The 22,636-nt window shown below is 56.6% G+C and carries 23 protein-coding genes; 6 read left to right on the top strand and 17 right to left on the bottom strand.

From position 1 onward, the window contains the following. The 3 genes from brnQ to phoB all read right to left on the bottom strand — a co-directional run bounded on the left by brnQ (position 1) and on the right by phoB (position 3,736). On the bottom strand, positions 1-1,320 hold the full coding sequence (gene brnQ, locus AC0TOY_RS08590; RefSeq protein WP_024906795.1) for a branched-chain amino acid transporter carrier protein BrnQ: 1,320 nt from the start codon (positions 1,318-1,320) through the stop codon (positions 1-3). A gap of 409 nt (positions 1,321-1,729) precedes the next feature. Then, positions 1,730-3,025, bottom strand: a complete 1,296-nt coding sequence (gene phoR, locus AC0TOY_RS08585; protein ID WP_090418053.1) for a phosphate regulon sensor histidine kinase PhoR — start codon at positions 3,023-3,025, stop codon at positions 1,730-1,732. 21 nt (positions 3,026-3,046) lie between these two features. Continuing rightward, positions 3,047-3,736 (bottom strand): phosphate response regulator transcription factor PhoB, encoded by a 690-nt coding sequence (gene phoB / locus AC0TOY_RS08580; RefSeq protein ID WP_008503265.1) that lies wholly within the window; start codon positions 3,734-3,736, stop codon positions 3,047-3,049. Between the two features lie 187 nt (positions 3,737-3,923). Here phoB and sbcD point away from each other — a divergent pair, with 187 nt between their 5' ends. Both sbcD and sbcC read left to right on the top strand, forming a co-directional pair. Then, positions 3,924-5,129 (top strand): exonuclease subunit SbcD, encoded by a 1,206-nt coding sequence (gene sbcD, locus AC0TOY_RS08575; RefSeq protein WP_473721720.1) that lies wholly within the window; start codon positions 3,924-3,926, stop codon positions 5,127-5,129. After that, a complete protein-coding gene (gene sbcC / locus AC0TOY_RS08570) occupies positions 5,126-8,257 on the top strand; it encodes an exonuclease subunit SbcC (RefSeq protein WP_473721719.1) in 3,132 nt (1,043 codons plus the stop codon). The genes sbcD and sbcC overlap by 4 nt, the downstream gene beginning before the upstream one ends. A 66-nt stretch (positions 8,258-8,323) precedes the next feature. Here the strand turns inward: sbcC and mak are convergent, their stop codons facing one another. Beyond that, positions 8,324-9,229: a fructokinase gene (mak, locus tag AC0TOY_RS08565; RefSeq protein ID WP_061715887.1), complete on the bottom strand. Its 906-nt coding sequence runs from the start codon at positions 9,227-9,229 to the stop codon at positions 8,324-8,326. 123 nt (positions 9,230-9,352) lie between these two features. Here mak and rdgC point away from each other — a divergent pair, with 123 nt between their 5' ends. Further along, positions 9,353-10,267 (top strand): recombination-associated protein RdgC, encoded by a 915-nt coding sequence (rdgC, locus tag AC0TOY_RS08560; protein WP_023310540.1) that lies wholly within the window; start codon positions 9,353-9,355, stop codon positions 10,265-10,267. Between the two features lie 48 nt (positions 10,268-10,315). Here rdgC and ppnP read toward each other — a convergent pair whose 3' ends face one another. From ppnP to AC0TOY_RS08535, 5 genes are all read right to left on the bottom strand, one after another. Beyond that, on the bottom strand, positions 10,316-10,603 hold the full coding sequence (gene ppnP / locus AC0TOY_RS08555) for a pyrimidine/purine nucleoside phosphorylase (protein ID WP_008503270.1): 288 nt from the start codon (positions 10,601-10,603) through the stop codon (positions 10,316-10,318). A gap of 71 nt (positions 10,604-10,674) precedes the next feature. Then, the gene (locus AC0TOY_RS08550; protein ID WP_024906791.1) at positions 10,675-11,352 is read right to left on the bottom strand and encodes an AroM family protein; all 678 of its coding nucleotides are present in this window, start codon (positions 11,350-11,352) and stop codon (positions 10,675-10,677) included. Positions 11,353-11,589: 237 nt separating this feature from the next. Then, positions 11,590-11,781: a protein YaiA gene (yaiA, locus tag AC0TOY_RS08545; protein WP_023334675.1), complete on the bottom strand. Its 192-nt coding sequence runs from the start codon at positions 11,779-11,781 to the stop codon at positions 11,590-11,592. Between the two features lie 44 nt (positions 11,782-11,825). Then, positions 11,826-12,350, bottom strand: coding sequence for a shikimate kinase AroL (aroL, locus tag AC0TOY_RS08540; protein ID WP_024906790.1), 525 nt, complete (start codon positions 12,348-12,350; stop codon positions 11,826-11,828). A 143-nt stretch (positions 12,351-12,493) separates the two neighbouring features. Next, positions 12,494-12,952: a YaiI/YqxD family protein gene (locus tag AC0TOY_RS08535; protein WP_010428006.1), complete on the bottom strand. Its 459-nt coding sequence runs from the start codon at positions 12,950-12,952 to the stop codon at positions 12,494-12,496. Positions 12,953-13,049: 97 nt separating this feature from the next. Between AC0TOY_RS08535 and proC the strand changes: the two genes are divergently transcribed. Further along, entirely contained in the window at positions 13,050-13,859 is an 810-nt protein-coding gene (gene proC / locus AC0TOY_RS08530) for a pyrroline-5-carboxylate reductase (RefSeq protein ID WP_024906789.1), read from the top strand. A gap of 16 nt (positions 13,860-13,875) precedes the next feature. Here proC and adrA read toward each other — a convergent pair whose 3' ends face one another. The 6 genes from adrA to AC0TOY_RS08500 all read right to left on the bottom strand — a co-directional run bounded on the left by adrA (position 13,876) and on the right by AC0TOY_RS08500 (position 19,544). Next, positions 13,876-14,979 carry a diguanylate cyclase AdrA gene (gene adrA / locus AC0TOY_RS08525; protein WP_473721718.1) on the bottom strand — a complete coding sequence of 368 codons (1,104 nt, stop codon included), beginning with the start codon at positions 14,977-14,979 and terminating at the stop codon, positions 13,876-13,878. Positions 14,980-15,081: 102 nt separating this feature from the next. Next, on the bottom strand, positions 15,082-15,402 hold the full coding sequence (psiF, locus tag AC0TOY_RS08520; protein ID WP_023334671.1) for a phosphate starvation-inducible protein PsiF: 321 nt from the start codon (positions 15,400-15,402) through the stop codon (positions 15,082-15,084). Positions 15,403-15,491: 89 nt separating this feature from the next. After that, on the bottom strand, positions 15,492-16,907 hold the full coding sequence (gene phoA, locus AC0TOY_RS08515; protein WP_473721717.1) for an alkaline phosphatase: 1,416 nt from the start codon (positions 16,905-16,907) through the stop codon (positions 15,492-15,494). 99 nt (positions 16,908-17,006) lie between these two features. Beyond that, positions 17,007-17,267: an anti-adapter protein IraP gene (gene iraP, locus AC0TOY_RS08510; RefSeq protein WP_024906786.1), complete on the bottom strand. Its 261-nt coding sequence runs from the start codon at positions 17,265-17,267 to the stop codon at positions 17,007-17,009. Between the two features lie 210 nt (positions 17,268-17,477). Beyond that, a complete protein-coding gene (locus AC0TOY_RS08505) occupies positions 17,478-18,692 on the bottom strand; it encodes a multidrug efflux MFS transporter (protein ID WP_024906785.1) in 1,215 nt (404 codons plus the stop codon). 168 nt (positions 18,693-18,860) lie between these two features. Further along, positions 18,861-19,544 carry an extensin-like domain-containing protein gene (locus AC0TOY_RS08500; protein ID WP_148768967.1) on the bottom strand — a complete coding sequence of 228 codons (684 nt, stop codon included), beginning with the start codon at positions 19,542-19,544 and terminating at the stop codon, positions 18,861-18,863. A gap of 103 nt (positions 19,545-19,647) precedes the next feature. Between AC0TOY_RS08500 and ddlA the strand changes: the two genes are divergently transcribed. After that, entirely contained in the window at positions 19,648-20,748 is a 1,101-nt protein-coding gene (gene ddlA, locus AC0TOY_RS08495) for a D-alanine--D-alanine ligase (RefSeq protein WP_024906783.1), read from the top strand. On the opposite strand, the gene AC0TOY_RS08490 is transcribed toward ddlA, so the two are convergent. After that, positions 20,745-20,981: a DUF2754 domain-containing protein gene (locus AC0TOY_RS08490; RefSeq protein ID WP_023334666.1), complete on the bottom strand. Its 237-nt coding sequence runs from the start codon at positions 20,979-20,981 to the stop codon at positions 20,745-20,747. The genes ddlA and AC0TOY_RS08490 overlap by 4 nt on opposite strands. A gap of 247 nt (positions 20,982-21,228) precedes the next feature. Here AC0TOY_RS08490 and AC0TOY_RS08485 point away from each other — a divergent pair, with 247 nt between their 5' ends. Continuing rightward, positions 21,229-21,528 carry a DUF2755 family protein gene (locus AC0TOY_RS08485; protein WP_024906782.1) on the top strand — a complete coding sequence of 100 codons (300 nt, stop codon included), beginning with the start codon at positions 21,229-21,231 and terminating at the stop codon, positions 21,526-21,528. On the opposite strand, the gene AC0TOY_RS08480 is transcribed toward AC0TOY_RS08485, so the two are convergent. Further along, positions 21,525-22,622: a DUF1615 domain-containing protein gene (locus tag AC0TOY_RS08480; RefSeq protein WP_090418075.1), complete on the bottom strand. Its 1,098-nt coding sequence runs from the start codon at positions 22,620-22,622 to the stop codon at positions 21,525-21,527. The genes AC0TOY_RS08485 and AC0TOY_RS08480 overlap by 4 nt on opposite strands. Positions 22,623-22,636 lie beyond the last annotated feature (14 nt).

The following is a 22,636-nucleotide window of genomic DNA, read 5'->3' as shown; positions in this document are numbered from 1 at the left end:
TTAATGGGCGTTCGATGCGACCTGACGCCCTGCAGCACGGTCCCAGATAATGGCCAGAACCAGTGCAACAACGGTAGGCATCAGCCAGGCCAGACCCTGCTCGGACAGCGGCAGACGCTGTGTCCACGCCGGCAGTATGTGCGCGAAAGCTGATGCTTTAATCCCGTCAAGGATACCAAAAATCAGGCTGATAAACATGGCTGGCGCAATAATTCGTGAAGAGTTGTTCCACCACGGGCGAGTAAAGCTCAACACCACCAGCACGATGCACGGCGGATAAATCGCCGTCAGCACCGGAATAGAGACCTGAATCAGGTGGCTCAGACCGAGGTTTGACACCGCCATAGAGAAGATGCCGAGGATAAACACCAGGGTGCGGTAAGAGAGCGGCAGATACTGTGCAAAGAACTCTGCGCAGGCGCAGGTCAGGCCAACCGCGGTGACCAGACAGGCCAGGAAGATGAGTGCCGCCAGCAGCATACTGCCCGCACCGCCGAAGGTGTGCTGAACGTAGGCGTGCAGGATAGCCGCACCGTTGGCGTTCTGATCGACCAGCATGGCGCTGTCGGAGCCCAGACGGAACAGCGCCAGATACAGCAGCGTCAGACCCACACCGGCCATCAGGCCAGCCCAGATGGTATAGCGGGTCAGCAGGCGCGCTTCGGTCACACCGCGGGAACGCGCGGCGTTAACGATAACGATACCAAACACCATGGCGCCCAGCGTATCCATCGTCAGGTAGCCGTTCACAAAGCCGTTAGAGAACGCGGCGTTTTTATAGGCGTCCATCGCATCGCTAATCGGGCCCGCTGGCCAGACGATGGCCGCTACCGCCAGAACAATCAGCGCCACAATTTTGAGCGGAGCCAGGAAGTTACCCACGGTATCCAGCAGTTTGCCCGGATAGAGGGAAACCAGAATCACGATCGCGAAGTAGATCAGGCTGTAGATAAACAGCGGCATCGCGCCGTCACCGGTCAGAGGAGCAATACCCACTTCGAAGGACACGGTGGCCGTACGCGGGGTCGCAAACAGCGGGCCAACGGCCAGATAGCAGACGGTTGCCAGCAGAACGCCCGCCACTTTACCAATCGGGGTGCTAAGGCTATCCACACCGCCACCGACTTTCGCCAGCGCGACGACGGTGAGAACCGGCAGACCCACGGCAGTAATCAGGAAACCAAACGCGGCGGTCCAGACGTGTTCACCCGCCTGTAGGCCAACCATTGGAGGGAAAATGATGTTGCCTGCGCCAACGAACAGCGCAAATGTCATAAAGCCCAGCGCGATGATGTCACGCGATTTTAAGTGATGGGTCATAAAACCTTACTGCCTGTGGATGTGGTGTTGAAAACATTGAGATTTTCGATATCCCTGACGGGACGATACAGCCGAAAATTTGCTCAATTTCAGCGGGAAATGCTCCCGTCCTGGCGTGGAGAAGAATAGTTTTTCGATTTACCACGCAAATACAGTCGGTCTGACAGTATCTGGGGCGCAATTTAAACGCTTATAACGTTTAAAGGCAAGGTGGGATCGCAAAACCAGAACAATATGCCAGCATGAAAACACACGTTAGAATAATACGCTGTTTATAAGAAAAACCCATGGCTAATCATGCGAACAAAAAACAGACAGCCGTATAAAATTCATCCGCGTTTCGCTTGACTGCAAAGCAAACGGGCCAGCGATGGCTGACCCGTGGAAAGGTAAAATGACACGCCTGCCGTCAGGCGATCTTTTTGGCAATTAATCGTTCCGGAATAACGAAACTGAAACGGGTTCCTTTACCCAGCGTACTTTGAATATCGAGACGGCTTTCATGGTGATTCACCGCGTGTTTCACAATTGCCAGCCCCAGGCCGCTTCCGCCCGTCTGCCGGGATCGCGCTTTATCCACACGGTAAAAGCGCTCGGTCAGACGCGGAATGTGCTCCGGCGCGATCCCCGGCCCATTGTCTTCCACGCTAAACTCCGCCCCCGTTGGGGCATGGTGCCAGCGCACCACGATATTTGTCCCCTCAGGCGTATGATTCACCGCGTTATACACCAGGTTGGAAATGGCGCTACGCAGTTCATCTTCGCTGCCCAGCACCTTCAGCGTACTGTCGACCTCAAAGGTCAGGTGATGCTTTTTGTGGCTTAACGTCTGCGCTTCACGCTCCACGACCCGCAGCATCATCGGGACATCAATGGTGTCATTTAGCGCCAGCGTTGGCGCCGCTTCAATCTTCGAGAGCGTCAGCAGCTGCTTCACCAGCCCTTCCATCCGGTGCGTTTGCTCGCGCATGGTGTGCAGCGCTTTTTCACGCGGCGCGCCTTCCAGCGTTTGCTCCTGCATCATCTCCAGGTAGCCCTGCAGCACGGTCAACGGGGTTCGCAGTTCGTGACTGACGTTGGCGAAGAAGTTGCGCCGCGCCCCTTCCAGCTGGTGCATCTGGGTGACATCGCGCGCCACCATCAGCCACTGCTTATCGCTGTAGGGCATCACGCGGATCTCCAGATGGCGACCATTATTGAGCTTCAGATTGTGCGGACGGGTAAAATCACGCTTTTTCAGGTACAGCGTAAACTCGGGATAGCGCAGAAGGTTGAGGATATTTTGACCGTTGTCATCCGGCCAGCGCAGGCCCAGCAGCTGTTGAGCCAGGCCGTTACACCAGAAGATCGTCCCTTCTTCGGTCGTCAGAATCACGGCATCCGGCAGCGACTCTGCACCGCTGCGGAAACGCTTAATCAGGCTTCCCAGCTCGCGGCGACGCTTTTTATTACGCATCTGCATCTGATGCAGACCGTACAGCAGCGGCTCCCAGCTGCCGCTTCCCGGCGGCGGCGTCATACTTCGGTCAACCCACAGCCACCAGGAGAGGCGCAGCAGGTTCCAGAAATGCCAGATCAGCAGCCCGGTGACCGACGCCAGCAGAAACCACGGCAGGTGTCCAAGAAAGGCCCCAAGAAGGAAGGCCGGAATACAGCATAAGATCAGTTCAAAGACGAGCCTTTTCCATGACAGACGTTCCAGCACGCGTCACACTCCTGTCATTGTTCAGAAACGGGTAGAAAAACGATAACCCGTGCCGCGGACCGTCTGCACCATGCGATCGTGGCCGCTCAGTTCCAGTGCTTTTCGCAGGCGGCGAATATGTACGTCAACCGTCCGGTCTTCGACATACACGTTAGTTCCCCAGACGTTATTCAGCAACTGCTCGCGGCTGTACACGCGTTCCGGGTGGGTCATAAAGAAGTGCAGGAGTTTAAATTCGGTAGGCCCCATGTCGAGGGGATTTTCACCAGTCATCACGCGGTGTGAGGTGGGATCAAGGCTCAGCCCCTGCATCTCAATCACCTCTTCCACCGCCATTGGCGAAATACGGCGCATCACGGCTTTAATGCGGGCGACCAGCTCTTTTGGGGAGAACGGTTTGGTAATGTAATCGTCCGCACCGGTCTCAAGACCGCGCACGCGATCCTCTTCTTCTCCGCGCGCCGTAAGCATCACAACCGGGATGTCGCGGGTCAGCGCCTCACGCTTCAGGTGTTTGATAAACTGCAGTCCGGAGCCGCCAGGCAACATCCAGTCCAGCAGAATCAGATCGGGCCAGGGTTCATTCAGCTGGTTCACTGCGCTGTCATAATCTTCCGCTTCAACCGGCTGGAAACCGTTTTGCTCGAGCACGAAGCACACCATTTCACGAATTGGAGCTTCATCTTCTACGACCAGAATACGTCTCGCCATACTTTGCCCTGTCTTATCTTATTTAAGTTACAAGTTTGTAATTCGGCGCCATTATGCGTCAGATTTATGACAGATTTATGAAAAACAGTACCACGATAACGGGCAAACCGTTGTTTTATTACAGCGGTTATTTTCCCTTCTCTGAACGTTTATAATCCTGCTTTCTCTTTTTTGCCACGGATCAGCTATGCGCATACTTCACACCTCGGACTGGCATCTGGGTCAAAATTTTTACAGTAAAAGCCGTGCGGCTGAACATGAAGCGTTCCTGAACTGGCTGCTGGAAACGGCCCGGACGCACGAGGTGGACGCGATTATTGTGGCGGGTGACATCTTTGATACCGGCTCGCCCCCCAGCTATGCGCGTGAGCTGTATAACCGCTTCGTGGTGAATCTGCAGCAAACCGGCTGTCACCTGGTGATTGTCGCCGGCAACCATGATTCCGTCGCCACGCTCAATGAATCCCGCGATATCCTGGCATTTCTCAATACCACCGTGGTCGCCAGCGCCGGGCACGCCCCACAGATCCTGAAAAAACGCGACGGGTCGCCGGGCGCTGTGCTGTGTCCGATACCGTTTTTACGTCCGCGGGACATCGTGCAAAGCCAGGCAGGGCTGTCGGGTGCAGAAAAGCAGCAACATCTGTTACAGGCCATCACAGACTATTACCACCAGCAGCACGCCGAAGCCTGTGCCCTGCGGGGTGAACAGCCTATTCCGGTGATTGCGACCGGGCATCTCACCACCGTCGGGGCCAGTAAAAGTGACGCCGTGCGTGACATCTATATCGGCACGCTGGATGCCTTTCCGGCGCAGAACTTCCCGCCAGCCGACTACATTGCGCTCGGGCATATCCACCGCGCGCAGGTTATTGGCGGCAGCGAGCACATCCGCTACTGCGGCTCCCCTATTTCGCTCAGCTTTGACGAAACGGGCAAAGCCAAATCGGTGCATCTGGTGAGCTTTAGCGAGGGAAAACTCCGCGCCGTCGAGACGCTGGAAGTACCGGTCACCCAGCCGCTGGCGGTGCTGAAAGGCGATCTCGATGCCATCACCGCCCAGCTGGAACAGTGGCGCGGTGCTGAACAAGATCCCCCCGTCTGGCTGGATATCGAAATCACCACCGATGACTACCTGCACGATATGCAGCGCAAAATCCAGGCGCTGACGGAGGATTTGCCCGTCGAAGTCTTACTGGTCCGCCGCAGCCGCGAGCAGCGCGAGAAAATTCTGTTAAGCGCTCAACGTGAAACGCTCAGTGAACTGCGGGTTGAAGAGGTGTTTGAACGCAGGCTCTCGCAGGAAGAGATTGACGACGCGAAGCGCGCAAGACTCAGCGAACTCTTCAGCCATACCCTGCATGCGCTCAATGATGAGGAAGAAAACGCATGAAAATTTTGAGCCTGCGCCTGAAAAATCTCAACTCCCTCAAGGGCGAGTGGAAAATTGACTTTACCGCGGAGCCGTTTGCCAGCAACGGGCTGTTTGCCATCACCGGCGCGACCGGGGCAGGAAAAACTACCCTGCTCGACGCCATCTGTCTGGCGCTTTATCACGAAACGCCGCGACTGCAGAAGGTCTCTCAGGCGCAAAACGATCTGATGACGCGCGACACCGCCGAATGCCTGGCAGAAGTGGAGTTCGAGGTAAAAGGCACCGCCTATCGCGCCTTCTGGAGCCAGAACCGGGCCCGCAACCAGCCGGACGGGAACCTGCAGGCACCGCGCGTGGAGCTGGCGCGCTGTGAAGATGGCAAAATCCTGGCCGACAAAGTGTCGGATAAGCTGGAGCAAACCGCCGCGCTTACCGGGCTGGACTACGGGCGCTTTACCCGCTCGATGCTGCTGTCACAGGGGCAGTTTGCCGCCTTCCTTAATGCCAAACCGAGCGATCGTGCCGAGCTGCTGGAAGAGCTGACCGGCACCGAGATCTACGGCCAGATTTCCGCCATGGTGTTTGAAAAACATAAAGCCGCCCGCAGCGTGCTTGAAAAGTGCGAGGCGCAGGCGGCGGGCGTCGTTCTGTTGAGCGAAGAACAGCAGCAGCAGTTACAGCAAAGTTTGCAGGCACTTACTGACGAAGAGAAAACCCTGCTGGTTCAGCAGCAAAGCCAGCAGAAAGATTTTCAGTGGCTTACGCGTCATGATGAGCTCGTGCGCGAGCAACAGCGCGTCACCGCGACGCAGCTGCAGGCGCAACAGGCGCTGACGAACGCTGCGCCAGAGCTGGCAAAGCTCCAGCTTGCTCTGCCCGCCGCCCAGCTTCGACCGCTCTGGGAACATCAGCAGGAGCAAACCGCGCGTCTGGCACAGACTCAGCAGCGAATTATCGAAGTAAATACTCGCTTACAAGCCAGAACCGCGCTGCGCTCACGTATCCGCAATACCGCCCTGCGTAACCACGAGCAGCTTCAGACCGAACTGACGGCGCTGGCGCAGTGGCTGGCGGAGCACGAGCGCTATCGGCTGCTGGGCCAGGAGATTGCCGGCTGGCGCGCCCAGTTCTCGCAGCTTAACCGCGATAAAACGCAGTTAGCCTCGCTTGCTGCGCGGATGAGTGAATTACGCAACAGGCTGGCTGAGATGCCGGAAAATGCGCTGACCCTGACGGCGGATGAGGTTAGCGCGGCCATGGAGCAGCAGTCCCGGTCACGCACGCTGCGCCAGCGGCTAACGTCGCTGCATGCCCGCTATCAGCCGCTGCAAAAGCGCCTGCGCCAGAGCGGTGAAAGCGTGCAGAAGGCCCAGGCCGAACAAAATAAACTCAATGAAACGCTGATGCTGCGCCGCCAGCAGTACAAAGAGAAACACCAGCACTATCTGGACCTGAAGGCCCTGTGCGAACGCGAAGCGACGATTAAAGACCTGGAAAGCTATCGTGCCCAGCTTGAGGCGGGTAAACCCTGTCCGCTGTGCGGTTCCAGCGAGCACCCCGCCGTTGAGCAATACCAGTCTCTTGAGCTGACGGATAACCAGCGCCGCCGTGATGCCCTGGAAAAAGAGGTCGCCGCCCTTAAAGAGGAAGGCCTGCTGGTGCTGGGACAGATTAATGCCCTGGCTCAGCAGATCCAGCGCGAGACAGACGAAGTTCAGACGCTCTCTCAGGAAGAGCAAGCACTCACTAAAGAGTGGATAGAGGCCTGTGCTTCCCTGAATATAGCGTTGAATATTCAGGACGATATCGCGCCATGGCTGAACGAACAGGAACAGTACGAGCGCCAGCTTTATCTGCTCAGCCAGCGTCTGACCCTGCAAAACCAGTTGAACGAGCAGGAAGCGCAGGAGCGACAGTATCAGCAGCAGCTGACGGCCGCGCGCCAGGCGCTGGAACACACCCTGCTCTCGCTATCACTCAACGTACCTGAAGACGGTAATGAAGCCGCCTGGCTGCACGCCCGCGAAGCGGAATTCTCGCAGTGGCAGGAGAAGCAAACGCAGCACGGCGTGCTTCAGGAACGCATAAACGCCCTGAAGCCGCTGCTCGACGCGCTTCCGGCAACGAAAAGCGCAGACGCCGAACCGGTTATTCCTGATAACTGGCGCGACATCCACGACGAGTGCGTGTCGCTACAGAGCCAGCTGACCGCGCAACAGCAGCAGGAGACGCTGGAGCAAGAGCGTCTGCAGCAGTCGCAGACGCAGTTCACCGCGGCGCTCTCGGCAAGCTGCTTTGCCGATCGGGACGCGTTCCTTGCCGCGCTGTTGGATGACGACGCTATTCGCCACCTCGAACAGCTGAAACAGTCGCTGGAAAGCCAGATACAGCAGGCCGCGGCCCTTTCCGGCCAGGCTAACCAGCAGCTGCAGGCTCATCTGGCGCTGCGGCCGGAAGGGCTCGACGCCGATGCACCTGCGCTGCAAAGCCAGCTGCAGCAGCTGGCGCAGCGGCTGCGCGAGAACACCACGCATCAGGGCGAGATCCGCCAGCAGCTTAAGCAGGACAGCGATAACCGTCAGCACCAGCTGGCGTTGATGCAGCAAATTGAAGAGGCCGCGCGCCAGGCGGACGACTGGGGGTACCTGAACGCGCTGATCGGCTCCAGCACCGGCGACAAGTTCCGTAAGTTCGCCCAGGGGCTGACGCTGGACAATCTTGTCTGGCTCGCAAACCAGCAGCTTAACCGTCTGCACGGGCGTTATCTGCTGCAGCGTAAGGCCAGCGACGCGCTGGAGCTGGAAGTGGTCGATACCTGGCAGGCGGATGCGGTTCGCGATACCCGTACGCTCTCGGGCGGCGAAAGCTTCCTGGTCAGCCTGGCGCTGGCGCTGGCCCTTTCCGATCTGGTGAGTCATAAGACGCGGATCGATTCCCTGTTCCTGGATGAAGGGTTCGGCACGCTCGACAGTGAAACGCTGGATACCGCGCTGGATGCGCTCGACGCGCTGAACGCCACCGGGAAAACCATCGGCGTGATCAGCCACGTTGAGGCGATGAAAGAGCGCATTCCGGTGCAGATTAAGGTGAAGAAGATCAACGGCCTGGGGTATAGCAGGCTGGATAAGGTGTTTGCGGTGGAATGAATGGGGTGATCGTGCGGTCTGATGCCCTCACCCTAACCCTCTCCCACAGGGAGAGGGAATAAACGTTTATTCTGGCCATAACCACGCCGCGCCGCGCACGCCGCTGGAGTCCCCGTGCAGCGCTTTGCGGATCGGGGTTTCGCATTCACCGCCGAAGACCCACTGTTTCACCAGGTTCGGCACCGTGGCGTACAGCCGATCGACGTTGCTCATGCCGCCACCCAGCACTATCACGTCAGGATCGAGAATATTCACCACGTGAGCCAGCGATTTCGCCAGCCGCATTTCGTAGCGGCTAAGCGCCAGTTCGGCGACAGGATCCTGTTCTTCGACCAGACGCATGATTTCGTTGCCCTTGAGCGGCTGGCCGCTCAGACGGTGGTAGTCGGTCGCAAACCCGGTGCCGGAGATAAACGTCTCGATACAGCCCTGTTTTCCGCAGTAGCATGGGACTTCAGCGCGGTATTTAAGCTCGTCTTCATCCATCCACGGCAGCGGGTTGTGTCCCCACTCGCCCGCCGTGCCGTTGCCGCCGATATGGGCGCGCCCCCCGAACGCCACCCCCGCGCCGCAGCCAGTGCCGATAATAACGGCAAACACGGTCTGGGCACCCGCTGCCGCGCCGTCGATGGCCTCAGAGACCGCCAGGCAGTTGGCGTCGTTGGCCAGACGCACGTCCCGGTTCAGACGCGCGCTTAAATCTTTATCAAACGGCTGGCCGTTGAGCCAGGTGGAGTTAGCATTTTTAACCACGCCGGTATACGGCGAGATCGACCCCGGGATCCCCATCCCGACGCTGCCGGTTTGCCCAGTCGCCTGCTCTGCCATCTCAACCAGCCTGGCAATCGTCTCGATAGTCTGGTGATAATCATCGCGCGGCGTCGGCAGACGGTGGCGAAACAGCTGCTCCCCCTGCTCGCTCAGTGCGATAACTTCTGTTTTGGTGCCGCCCAAATCGATCCCAATACGCACAAGACTCTCCTCATTATTTTGATTATCAACAGAGTAGAAGCACGCTTCCCGATTAGCAATGCAAGCGATGCGACAATTCGTTATCATGCCCGCTGATTTAACGACAAGGCCGTGGAAATTATCATGCTGTGGTTCAAAAATTTGATGGTTTACCGTCTCAGCCGCGACGTTTCGCTGCGTGCAGAAGAGATGGAAAAACAGTTAGCCGCTTATACCTTTTCCCCTTGCGGTAGCCAGGATATGGCGAAAACCGGTTGGGTTCCGCCAATGGGTTCACAAAGCGATGCACTGACCCACGCCAGCAGCACGGGTCAAATCATCGTCTGCGCCCGTAAAGAAGAGAAAATCCTGCCGACGCCGGTGGTTAAGCAGGCGCTCGAAGCGAAAATTTTCAAGCTGGAAGCCGAACAGGGCCGCAAGCTGAAAAAGACCGAAAAAGATTCGCTGAAAGACGAAGTGCTGCACTCCCTGCTGCCGCGCGCCTTCAGCCGCTTCAGCCAGACCATGATGTGGATCGATACCGTTAACGGGCTGATCATGGTGGACTGCGCCAGCGCCAAGAAAGCAGAAGATACGCTGGCCCTGCTGCGCAAAAGCATCGGCTCGTTACCGGTCGTGCCGCTGGCGCTGGAAACGCCAATTGAGTTAACGCTGACCGAATGGGTACGCAGCGGTGCTGCGGCACAGGGTTTCCAGATCCTTGATGAAGCCGAGCTGAAAGCCCTGCTGGAAGATGGCGGCGTAATCCGCGCGAAGAAGCAGGATCTGGTCAGCGACGAGATCGCCGTACACATTGAAGCGGGTAAAGTGGTCACCAAGCTGGCGCTCGACTGGCAGCAACGTATTCAGTTCGTGATGTGCGACGACGGTTCAGTGAAGCGTCTGAAGTTCTGCGACGAGCTGCGCGATCAGAACGAAGATATCGACCGGGAAGATTACGCCCAGCGTTTTGACGCTGACTTCATCCTGATGACCGGCGAGCTGGCCGCGTTGATTCAGAATCTGGTGGAAGGTCTCGGCGGCGAAGCGCAGAGATAACGGGTAAAACGTAGGCCGGGTAAGCGTTAGCGCCACCCGGCTAATTTTTTATTTCAGGTAGCGGCACAGATAAGAGGTAGGCTCAGCCACCTGCAAATGAAATTCGCTGTGGCCAGGGACGTTGAAAACTTGCCCGGCAGCGTAAACTTTCCATTCCGTTTCACCCGGCAGCAGGACGTTCAGCGCGCCGCTGACCACCGTCATTTCTTCCGCTTCCGCGGTGCCAAAGGTGTATTCCCCTTCAGCCATTACGCCGACACTGGCGCGGCCAGTGCTGCTGCTGGTAAAACCAATGGATTTCACTTTACCGGAAAAGTATTCGTTACTCTGAAGCATGAACTGGCCCTTATATTTTTAGATAAAAATTCACTATAGGGGCCATGCTCATCACCTGTCACGCAAAATCATTACATGAGGAGTTCCGAGGCCAGTCGAGCCATCAGAACGTTGGATAACAGCACGGGCACATCCAGCGCTTTTTGCAGCAAATCACGATGATGCTGATGGAAACCCAGGCAGTCCAGGATCAAGACATCTGCCCCTCTCTCCAGCAGTTCCTTCCCGGCAGCAATGAGTTTGGCGTCACTGTCCCAGAACGGATTTGCCAGCGCATACAAGGGCACTTTTTCCAGCACGTGCCATTTTGCCTCCTGGTTATCCATGAGCTCCTCAATGGGAACAATCACCCCCACCTGATGACCATCAACGATAGAGGCCACCAGCGGCGGAATGATGCGCATCGGTTCCAGCAAAATCGCATTACGCGCCGTGAGACCTTTAATGGGGGCAGTACTCATCAGCAAAATAACGTCATAACCTTGATTATCGAGCACTTCTATCACGCCCTGCAGCGAGCGCTCGATTTTCTGGCGTGAAACGTGCGCCAGTTTACCGTCACTTAATAACGTCGCCAGGGGATCCTCCCCCGCCTCGACAGCGTAGTCTTCCATGACCTCTTCCCGACTCATCTTCCCCAGCAGGCTGAGATGCGTTATCTGTTGTTCAGATACGTGCTCGGTTAAGAGCGGTAACACTTCGCTTACAGGGACCACACCAATGGTGAGGATCGCCAACGTTGCCTTCATTTTTATCGCCTTCCATTACTCCAACATCGTGTACACAGGTACAGGCTCACTACGCTGCACAGTTCATTTTTTCAACAAAACAGCACCAAGCGTAGCAGGTGATCCCGACATCGAAATGTAAAGATCGCCTGCCGATACCGGAGTTACTTGTAATAACTAAATATTAACTCCTGCTTAACTTTCCCGATGAGTAAAAAGTGTGATTCAGGCACGATCCTGGAGCGTTTAGGAAAACATTCAGGTTATGTCGGGATCTTCATAGCGCCGTTTCGCATCCAGCGCTTCCTGCTCAGTCTCGTGTTCACTGATCAGCGAGTCCGGTTTTGGGTGATCCGCACGCAGTTGATACCAGGTCACGGTATGACCCGTATGGCCTTTTTCAACGGTAACAATGCGCGCTTCACGCGGATAGGGAGGTCTGGTTGGCATAGCTCATCCTTTTTTTATGTCTGAGCTATAAGTATAGACGCCGCTTAGCTGGCACACGCCAAACGCAGGGCGGTAATAATCTGAATCACAACGTCTTCGGGAGTGGCTGACGCATCCACCACGTGGTGAGCCGCTTCGCGGTATAACGCATCGCGTTCGGCCAGCACTTCACTCACCTCTTCGTTGAGTGGCCTGGAGGTCAGCGCAGGGCGTTGCCCCTCTTCCGGAAAAGCTTCCAGACGCCCTACCAGAGCCGACACCGGCGCGCTGAGATAAATCACGATCCCCTTTTCGCGCATAAAGTGACGATTACACTCCGCCAGAACAATGCCACCCCCGGTCGCGATCACGGCAGACGGGGTAGTGACCGCTTTCAGTGCGGCGGTTTCGCGTGCGCGAAAGCTCTCCCATCCCTCTTGCTCAACGATCTCAGCGATGGTTTTTCCGGCCTCGGTTTGCAGCCAGTGGTCGGTATCAACAAACTGGCGATGACACACGCGTGCCAGCTCCAGGCCAACGGTGGTTTTCCCACAGCCGCGGGGGCCAACTAAAAAGATGGGTTGGGTCATGCCAGGTGTTCCCCTTGATGCCGAATGGCTGAAGAGTGTAAAGAAATAATTGCAGAAGATGTTTCGATTACTTTACTGCAAAGCGGTACGGGATGACAACCCTGTGGAGGCCACACTGTACCACAAATTGACAATAATTATCATTACGCTGTGCGGCGCTTCACTTCCAGCAGCCATTTATCCAGTTCGGCAGCGAACTGCTGGCGATCGCGCTGGGACAAGCTGTCCGGTCCACCGGTCTGCACGCCGCTGGCCCGCATCGTATCCATAAAATCGCGCATGGTGAGCTTTTCCCGAATGGTCGAAGGCGAGTAACGCTCCCCGCGCGGATTGAGCGCCGCCGCCCCTTTCTCGAGCACTTCAGCGGCCAGCGGAATATCCGCAGTGATCACCAGATCCTCCGCGCTGCACAGGCGAACAATTTCGTTATCCGCCACGTCGAACCCGGCCGGCACGCGCAAAGAGCGGATGAACCGCGAAGGCGGTACGCGAATGTTCTGGTTTGCCACCAGCGTTAGCGGCATCTGAACGCGCTCGGCGGCGCGAAATAAAATCTCTTTAATCACATTCGGACACGCGTCCGCATCAACCCAAATCGCCATATTGTCTCCCCATAATGACTCTGTCGACTATTGTCGCCTGCATTTCGTTGTTAAGCTATCAATCAGAGAAAACAATGCATAATGACGGAGAATCGTGATGGACAAGAAAATCGGGTTTATCGGCTGCGGTAACATGGGCAAAGCCATCCTGGGCGGTCTGATCGCCAGCGGGCAGGTGCTGCCGGGTCAGATTTGGGTCTATACCCCGTCACCGGACAAGGTCGCCGCATTGCGCGATCAATACGGGATCAACGCTGCCGAAAGCGCGCAGGAAGTGGCCCAGGTCGCCGATATCGTCTTTGGCGCCGTCAAGCCGAACATCATGATCAAAGTGCTGAGCGATATCACCTCCAGCCTGAACAAAGAGACGCTGGTCGTGTCGATTGCCGCGGGCGTCACGCTCGATCAGCTGGCGCGCGCGCTGGGTCACGATCGTAAAATCGTCCGCGCGATGCCCAACACCCCTTCGCTGGTCAACGCCGGCATGACCTCCGTCACGCCTAACGCGCTGGTGACCACGGAAGAAGTGGCCGATGTGCTGAACATTTTCCGCTGCTTTGGTGAAGCTGAAGTGATTGCCGAATCGATGATCCATCCGGTGGTCGGCGTGAGTGGCTCAGCCCCTGCCTATGTATTCATGTTTTTAGAAGCGATGGCCGACGCCGCCGTGCTTGGCGGAATGCCGCGCGCGCAGGCGTATAAGTTCGCCGCGCAGGCCGTCATGGGCTCCGCCAAAATGGTGCTGGAAACCGGCAAACACCCGGGTGAGCTGAAAGATATGGTCTGCTCCCCGGGCGGTACCACCATCGAAGCGGTGCGGGTGCTGGAAGAGCGCGGGTTCCGCTCGGCGGTCATTGAAGCGATGGCAAAATGCATGGAAAAATCAGAGAAGCTGAGTAAATCCTGATACTCTCCATCGGGCGTCAGGCCGCCACTTCGGTGCGGCCGCGCCCGGCATTTTTCGCCCTGTAGAGCGCCACGTCAGCCGCCTTCAGCCATTCCCGATAATGTCCAAACTGCGGTCCCCAGGGGGCAACGCCTACGCTGATGCGCAGCGCTTCTTTTGGCGCGCACGGTAACGTCAGTTTTTCCAGCCGCTCATGCAACCGCGACATCACGGCGATGGCGCTTTCCGCTGCTGTCTGGGACATGATCACCGCAAACTCATCCCCACCAAACCGGCCGATAGCATCGCCTGACCGTACTGACCGCTGGAGCTGGCGCGTAATAGCAATGATCGCCTCGTCGCCCACGTCGTGCCCCCAGGTGTCGTTGATGTTTTTAAAGTGGTCGATATCAATCAGCAGTATCGTGGCGGTGCTGTGGTCGCGCCGACAATGCTCAAATTCATTTCGCAACAGCATTTCCCAGTGTCGGCGGTTAAAGACCCCGGTCATGCCGTCGCGGGTGCTCATCATTTCCAGCCGCTGCTTGTGCTCCGCAAGCCTGACGGCAGTGCGGTGGCTGAGCCAGGCAAACAGCATAGGATAAAATACGAGAACAGGCAGCGTTAAGCCCCACTCCACGGGGTCGGGGTTGAAGACGGCCACCTTCCCGACGAGTGGCAGGGTCACCAGCGCGGAGAGCAGCGTCAACAGGATCCCCGGAATAAACAGACGACAGCCTCCGGAGCCCATCATATTCATCCCCACCATCATCACCAGCGCTGCCGTGGGTAACGCATTCATCCCCATCACGCCGATCCAGAGCCCGGCAATAATGGCATCTACTTTAAGATTGAAAGTTTCCTGCTGATGAGGTGACGTGGCCCGGCAGGATAGCTGCCAGGCGAAATGGGGCCAGACGAACGACCACCCCACCAGTAAAAGCCACCAGCCTCCGGGTAAAAAATGGGTGACCAGCATTCCCGCAACCGGGAAAAACATCGCCGCAAGCCCCACGGCGCGCGCCAGCCTAACTCGCCGGGCAAACTGAATGCCGGCGCGGTGAGGGTCATCCTGAGAAAGGGTTAAATTCCACTCTTCCCGAATGCGCTTTTTGTTGTAATACGTTTCATCATTCATCATTTTTGGGAATATTCTGAAACATTTTCCCAAATTATAGAGAGGGGGTCTGCGGGGAAAGTATGAAATTTCGGGTGAGCCGCCGGAGCCGCTCACCCGTTAGAACTACACTTTTTTCTTCAGGCAGGCACTCATGAACTTGCTGCGGTCGTCCCCTTTCAGGGACTGTTCGGTTGCCTTCGCATTACACTCGCGCATTTTTTGCTGCTGCGGGGTCAGGCTTTTTTCAGCCGGCTTCGCGGCGCCGTTTTTGAGGCAGTCGCTCATGTAGGTCTTGCGAGCATCGCCCTTCAGACTCTGAGACGTCGCCTGTTGATTACAGGTGGTCATACGCTGCTGCTGCGGCGTTAACGTTTTCTCTTCCGCGTTCGCCGAGGCGACCAGGAACAGGCCGGAGAGCAGAGTAACCAGTAATGTTGTTTTCATTGCACCATCCTTTTGTGAACATTCCCTGTAAGTCTGGTTCGTGACAGGAAAAAAACCAGCCGACAGATGTGATTTCCGCCGGGATTTTATCATTTCAGACCCAGCGCCGCCTTCATGGTGTAGAACAGATCCGTTTGATCGGTCAGGCCTACCACGTTGGCCGCATGCGGACCGTAGGCGGCAATGCGCAGTTGGGTGCCCGTGTGCTCCATGGACTCTTCTTCAGAGTTACCGTAGCTCATCACCATGACGGCGCCATCTTTGGTGTTCAGCGCCTGCGTCAGGCCAGGGGCCTTGGTATCTGGAGGAATGATCTGGCTGGCGTGCGCGTGGTCCGCGGTGACGATCACCAGGGTGTTACCGTCTTTTTTCGCGAACGCGAGCGCCTTCTGCACCGCTTCGTCCAGATCGACGGTTTCGCCAATCTGGCCGCACGGATTCGCGGCATGATCCTGTTTATCGATCGACGCGCCCTCAACCTGCAGGAAGAACCCTTTTTCGCTCTTGCTCAAAAGAGAGATCGCTTTATCGGTCATCGCCGCCAGCGTCGGTACGCTGTCCGTGCGTTTCGGGTTCGGCGTACAGGTCACAGCAGGCTGATCGATGTTGCCGTGATAAGAGGCTTTTGGTCCTTCCCAGCGCACGGGCATGTTGCCGTCAGAGAACAGCCCCAGCAGCGGCTTGTCCTGGTTCGCCTCGCTTATCGCCGCCAGAGCATTTGCGTCACTCACCAGTTGATAGCCGCGAGCCTGCGCCTGCTCGCGCAGCGTTTTGCCCTGCCATTCGCCCGCCGTCGCGGTTTCCGCGAAGGTTTTCGCGCCGCCGCCCAGGGTCACGTCAGGACGCGCGTTCAGCAGCTGTTCCGTAATCGAGCCTTTGCCGCCTTTTTCCAGCGCATTCGTTGGGCATTTTTCGCTGGTCACTGACGGGCCGTAGCATTTACGCGATGTAACGTGCGCCACCAGCGCCGCGGGCGTTGCATCCTGGAGTTCAGCGGTGGAGACGTTGCCGGTCGCCAGGCCCGCCGCTTTTGCCATCTCCAGAAGGGTTTGATGATCTTTTTCGTGAATATCCACGCCCAGCGCACCATTATAGGTTTTCACGCCGGTGGACCACGCCGTGGCAGAGGCCGCGGAGTCCGTGACGTAATCCGGTTTACCGGTTTTTTTATCCAGCGCGTAATGGGTATATTGTCCGGTCAGCGGTAAGGCATCGATACCTTTAAAAACGCCGCCCGCTCCCTCGGCATAATTTCGCGCCGCCGTGATTTCGGAATCGCCCATTCCATCGCCAATCAGCAGAATAATATTTTTCGCCGGCTTATCATTCAGCGAAGCGCGAATAGCGGCAGTTTGATCTTCTGATAAACGGCGCGCGCCGCCAGGCTGGGTGATATCCCCTTTTGCCGCACGATTATCCGGCACGCTGGTTTGCGTCGTATCAGCATAAATGGCAGGGGTAATTAACAGGGGAAGTAATGCAATGAAAAGTGCGCTCTGTTTCAATTTATTTTCTCCATGTACAAATACATAAAAATAAAAACAGAGCGACTATAGGCATCCTGCATGACAATTCTATGACACGTCGTTACGTCCTGTGACGGTTTAGCTGCGCGGATGCCTTAACAGCTTCTTTACGTACTGGTGGAGCATCTCGGCATCCTCAACCGGAACCTGCGATTCAGGCCTGACGCTGTCCAGCGCACCTTCCACGCTCTCTATCAACGCCTGTTGATCGGTTTTTGCCATTTGTCGCAGCAGCGCGGTGACCACAATTTCAAGCGCTTCGACCTGAGCCACTAGCTCTTTTGACTCTTCTTCCTTTTGTGCCAGCTTAACCAGCAATTCAGCAATGAGGTTTTTCATCGTGCCAGTTCCTTTTTCAGTTTTGTCTGACGTTATCACTCTGAATCCCTATTGCAAAGAGAAGAAATTAATTATGGTATGCAAAAGTGACACAGGAACAGAAATAAAGAGGTAGCGCCGTGATCGAAACGTTTTTCTATAAAAAGACGCCGCATTTTGTTATATAAAAATGCGGCGACCATAAGAATATATAATACATCTGCGAAAGTGTTATCTCGCCGATTTGGCCTCCGCCATTTGTCTGCGGCGTCGCAGCGCAATAGCCAGCTGGATAATATTGATTAAAACAACAATCGCCGTCGCCGCAAATACCCAGCGAAAACCGGCCATCGCGGAAACGGATGCGCCAATAAGCGGACCGGCAACATTCCCCAGATACATAAATGACTGGTTATATCCAAAAATACGCCCCGTCACCTGGTCGCTGGAATATTTAACCAGCAGGGTCTGCACCGCAGGCAACATGGCGCCATCAGCAAACCCGAGCAGAAATCGCAATACGCCAAGCTGAAGCGGAGAGGTGACAAACGACATCGCGAAGAAGAGTACCACCGCAAAGATCAGCGTCGCCATCAGGATGCGCGCCGTGCCGATCCTGTCACCCAGTTTTCCCAGACGCGGCGCGGAAATCAGGGCGGATACGCCCGGCACGGCGGCAATCATGCCGCTCAGAAAAGCGATATTGGTGCTATCCGGCTCCATCGACTTGATAAACAGCGCCAGAATCGGACCGACCGAACCGTTACAAAGCTGGATCACCATGGTGGTTACAAACAGGCTGATCATCAGTCCCGGATAGGGCAGCGAGGCGAAGACGGCCTTGCCGCTGAGGCGTTCAGATTTACTGATAACCGGACGGCCGCCCTCTTTAATCAGAAAGAGCGTCACCAGAAAACTGACCACCAGCAGAACCGCAGTGATGATAAATACCGCGCGCAGTCCGACGTGGTCCGCCAGAAAGCCCCCCAGCAGCGGACCGCCGATGACGCCGCTGATCTGTGCCGTGGAAAGCGTACTCAGCGCCCAGCCGCTACGCTCACGCGGCACCTGAGAGGCGACCAGTGCCATGGCATTCGGAATGTACCCGGATGTCAGCCCCATCACCGCGCGCAGGAAAAACAGCTGCCAGACGTTAGTGGCGAAGGCCTGCAGCAGAATGGCAATCGCCATCCCGAGCGAGGCGCGCAGCAGCATCAGTTTTCGGCCTTTCCGATCCGCCAGGCTGCCCCACATCGGTGACACAATGGCGGAGACCAGAAACGTGACGCTGAACGTCAGACCGGACCACATGGAGAGCGCTTCATGCGAAGTCACCCCCAGCTGCGAGACGTACAGCGGCAGGAACGGCAGGATCTGGCTGATGGCCAACCCGGTGAAGAAGCAGCCGAACCAGACCGAGATGAGATTAACTTTCCAGGATTCCATAAAGAAATAGTCTTCATTTTTAGGCGAATTCGCCGTCAGATTAGCAAGTTACGCGTTTTGACGTCGCACCAGAGATGCGGCTTGACTGACTTTGGTGTTTTATCTTCCCAGTCATCATATTTGTGAAATAAGTCACAATTTATCCATTTTCTGGCGGAATATTATGCTTCACCGACAGAGTCCGAAACCGCGCATGCCCAGATGAAAATGGTTGGCATGCGCCGCGTTATACTCCGGCCCCAGGCCGTTTCCGTAGTAGCCGCAGCTCGCCGCCAGCATGGCTTTCAGCCAGGGCTGCGTTGTTGCCGCCTTCCAGCCGTTCATCACCGTGACGCGTTCACCGTTCGCCAGACGAAAAGCGGCAATATCCAGCGCCTCAGCCGTAGCATGTTCACTGCGTCGCGCGTCAGGGCGGTGGTAAATATTGCGGCAGGCAAAGCTGCCGAGATGATCGATACGCGCCAGGTCGCTGCCCGTATAGCGTTTTGTCAGCGGCCGGGCCTGCTGGCTGATAAAGAGGGCTGAGCTGAGCGCCAGCGGACAGCTGGCGAGAAAACTGCTGTTCAGGCCGACCGGACCGAAGTCACGCACGCGTACAACGTTATTAAGCGGACACGCGCCGCCGCTGTCAGCCACCGGCTGGGTGCGGATGAGATCTCTTTGGTTAGCCTGCGAAAGCAGGCTCGCGCACGCCTCGGGGGTTAAGCGCCGAAGCTTATACTGGGTGATTCGGCCCGGCGGGTCGTCAAGCGTCAGCGGCATGAAAGGGTTGTAGTAAGGCGGCAACCAGCGGTAACCCACCGTTGCGATGGCCAAAATGATAAATACGGTCAGCAGCGTTTTTCCTTTCACTCTCCCCCCTCAACATTCCCCAAAACATTATGGCAGAAGGCCGCGAAACCCGCCGGGCATCGTGGTATGTTATTGGCTTTTCGTCAGACTGGAAGAGAGTGAGATGGCTAAGCAGCGCGTAGGTATTGTCTTTGGGGGAAAATCAGCGGAGCACGAAGTGTCATTGCAATCGGCCAAAAATATCGTTGATGCGATCGATAAAAGCCGCTTCGACGTGGTGCTGCTGGGCATTGATAAACAGGGCCAGTGGCACGTTAACGATGCCAGCCAGTATCTGCTGAATGCTCACGATCCGGCACACATCGCCCTTAATCCTTCGGAAGTGAGCGTCGCCACCGTACCCGGCGTCGTGAAGGGGCAGCTTATCGACGCCGGCAATGCACAGGCTCTCGCCCAGATCGACGTTGTCTTCCCTATCGTTCACGGCACACTGGGCGAAGATGGTTCCCTGCAGGGAATGCTGCGCATGGCCAACCTGCCGTTCGTCGGCTCGGACGTCCTCGGCTCTGCCGCATGCATGGACAAAGACGTCACCAAACGCCTGCTGCGCGATGCCGGGCTGAACATTGCACCATTCGTGACCCTCACACGCGCCAACCGCGACAAACACAGCTTCGCGCAAATTAGCGGAGAGCTGGGTCTGCCGCTGTTTGTGAAGCCTGCAAACCAGGGCTCCTCCGTGGGCGTCAGCAAAGTGACCAGCGAAGCTGAGTTCACGCAGGCCGTCCGCCTGGCGTTTGAGTTCGACCATAAAGTGGTGGTTGAGCAGGGTATTAAAGGCCGTGAAATTGAGTGCGCCGTGCTGGGCAACGATTTTCCACAGGCGAGCACCTGCGGAGAGGTGGTGTTAAACAGCGACTTCTACTCGTACGACACTAAATACATTGATGACAAAGGCGCCCAGGTTGTCGTGCCTGCGGATATCGATCCGGCGGTTAACGATAAGATCCGGGCGATCGCTATTCGCGCTTATCAGACGCTCGGCTGCTGCGGCATGGCGCGCGTGGATGTGTTCCTGACGGCGGAAAACGAGGTGGTGATCAATGAAATCAATACGCTTCCGGGGTTCACTAACATCAGCATGTATCCGAAACTGTGGCAGGCAAGTGGCCTGAGCTACCCGGAATTGATCACCCGCCTGATCGAACTGGCGCTGGAGCGTCACGCCGCCGACAGCGCGCTTAAAAGTTCCGTAAACGGTTAATCGGCGCGCTTCGCCGACTCCGCCTCATCCGCTGTCGTCTCTTCAGGACGACGGCGGATAATCAACCCCGCCAGCCAGAAACTGATCACCCAGGTCACCAGCCCAACGGCATACGTTTGCCAGCCTTTTGCCTCAAACCCCAACAGGCCCACAACACCGTTAAGAATAAAGATCAGCCCGATAGCGAAGGCGTAGTAGTGCCAGTCTCGGCGTAGTTTGGACGTGAGCTTCATAACAACTCCGGCAGGAAAAAAAGACATCCTCTCACAGATTTACGGCCAGGTCTGTGGCAGATACGGAAATTCTGAAACGCGACGCAATTTCAGTTAAGTCATGAAATTGTGATGTGCTGCAGAAATCAACAATCCAGGAGGATTCCGGCGCGTAAATTACCACGATTCTGATATTGACAAATGCGATGACCTGTCAAACTCCCCCTGTACGAAGCGTATTAACAGAGCGATTTATCCGGAGGTCATCATGGCTGACTTTACATTGTCGAAACCGATTTTTGGCGGAAAACCAAAAACCTCCACGGCGGGTAATATCGCGTATGCCCTGTTTGTCCTGTTCTGCTTCTGGGCTGGCTCACAGCTGCTCAATATGCTGGTCCATGCGCCAGGCGTTTATGAACACCTGATGCAGGTACAGGATAACGGACGCCCGCGAGTTGAGATTGGCTTTGGCGTCAGCACACTGTTCGGCCTGATTCCCTTCCTCGCGGGATGTATGATTCTGGGCGTGGTGGCATTAGCGCTGCGCTTTCGCCGTCGCCGTTAAAGCCCCATACAGCGAGCCCGGCGATCGTCCACGCGTTTTGCGAACCACGCGGTGGTCAGGTTACGCGTGATCTTCGGGCTTTCCAGCTGAATGCCCGGCAGGATAGCCCTCGGTAACGTTTTCCCGCTTTTCTGCTCTGCGAGCGCAAACACCTTCTTGTACAGATCCGTTTTCTCAAAGGCCAGGCTATCGCCTTTCTCAAGCTGACGGCGAATGTCGCTGTTGCTCAAGCCAAGCGTTGTCGATAATTTCCGTACGGCAAGCTCAGTGCTTCCCGCCTCGCTGCTGCCGTAAGCGATGAGATCGCCGTCCAGCGCGAGCTTAACGCCGCTTGCGCGGCTGACCGCACTCTGGAATGCCGCATTACGGCTGGCATACCAGCCGGCGTTAAAGTCGGCAAAGCGGTACAGCGGCTCATCGTAGTTCGCCGGGTAGTTCAGCAGGTGATACGTGCCGAACCACAGCCCGCCGCGCAGGGAGAAGACCTCCTGGCGCACCGTACCGTCGATTTTCCACGGGTAGCCATCGGTATGCTTCTCCGCGAACGCGATGCTTACCTGCATTGGGCCTCCGGTGTGGACCGGGTTCAGTGAGCCAAACAGCTTCTGCCCCATTGGGACCATGCTGATGAAATCATCAAAGATGGCGCTAAGCTGTTTTTCGGTTTTCACCGTATCGAGCCGCTCGCTGTAGCTTTTGCCGTTCGGCGAGGTGATTTTAAGCGCGGTATGCACGAGGAACAGCGGGATATGCATGGACTCCGCGCGGCGGTCGATCTCTTTCCAGGCGATTTTATTCAGCCCCGGCACAGCCGGGTCTGACTGGTACATCGACTCCTGCTGCGCCACCGCCAGCACCGAACAAATGTTCTCCTCGGTCGGCGCGATCTTTTGGCTTTCAAAAGTTTTTGCCAGCGCGTCTGCCCACGCATTGCGATCCTTCACGCTGGCGGGCATTTTCTGCCGCACAACGCTCGCCACATCAACGGGCTTCTCGCCCTTTTTGAGCGGAGCGGCTCCCTTTTCGGCACAGCCTGCCAGCACAAAAGCGGCCAGAATGGTCAACGGTAATGCGCGCGGTACGGCAAAAGGCATAGCAACGTCCTGTA

The sequence above is a fragment of the Enterobacter sp. PL_is379 genome (genome assembly GCF_055817355.1).
Note: the sequence above shows the minus strand (reverse complement) of the source record. Positions and strands in the feature narration are given on the sequence as shown.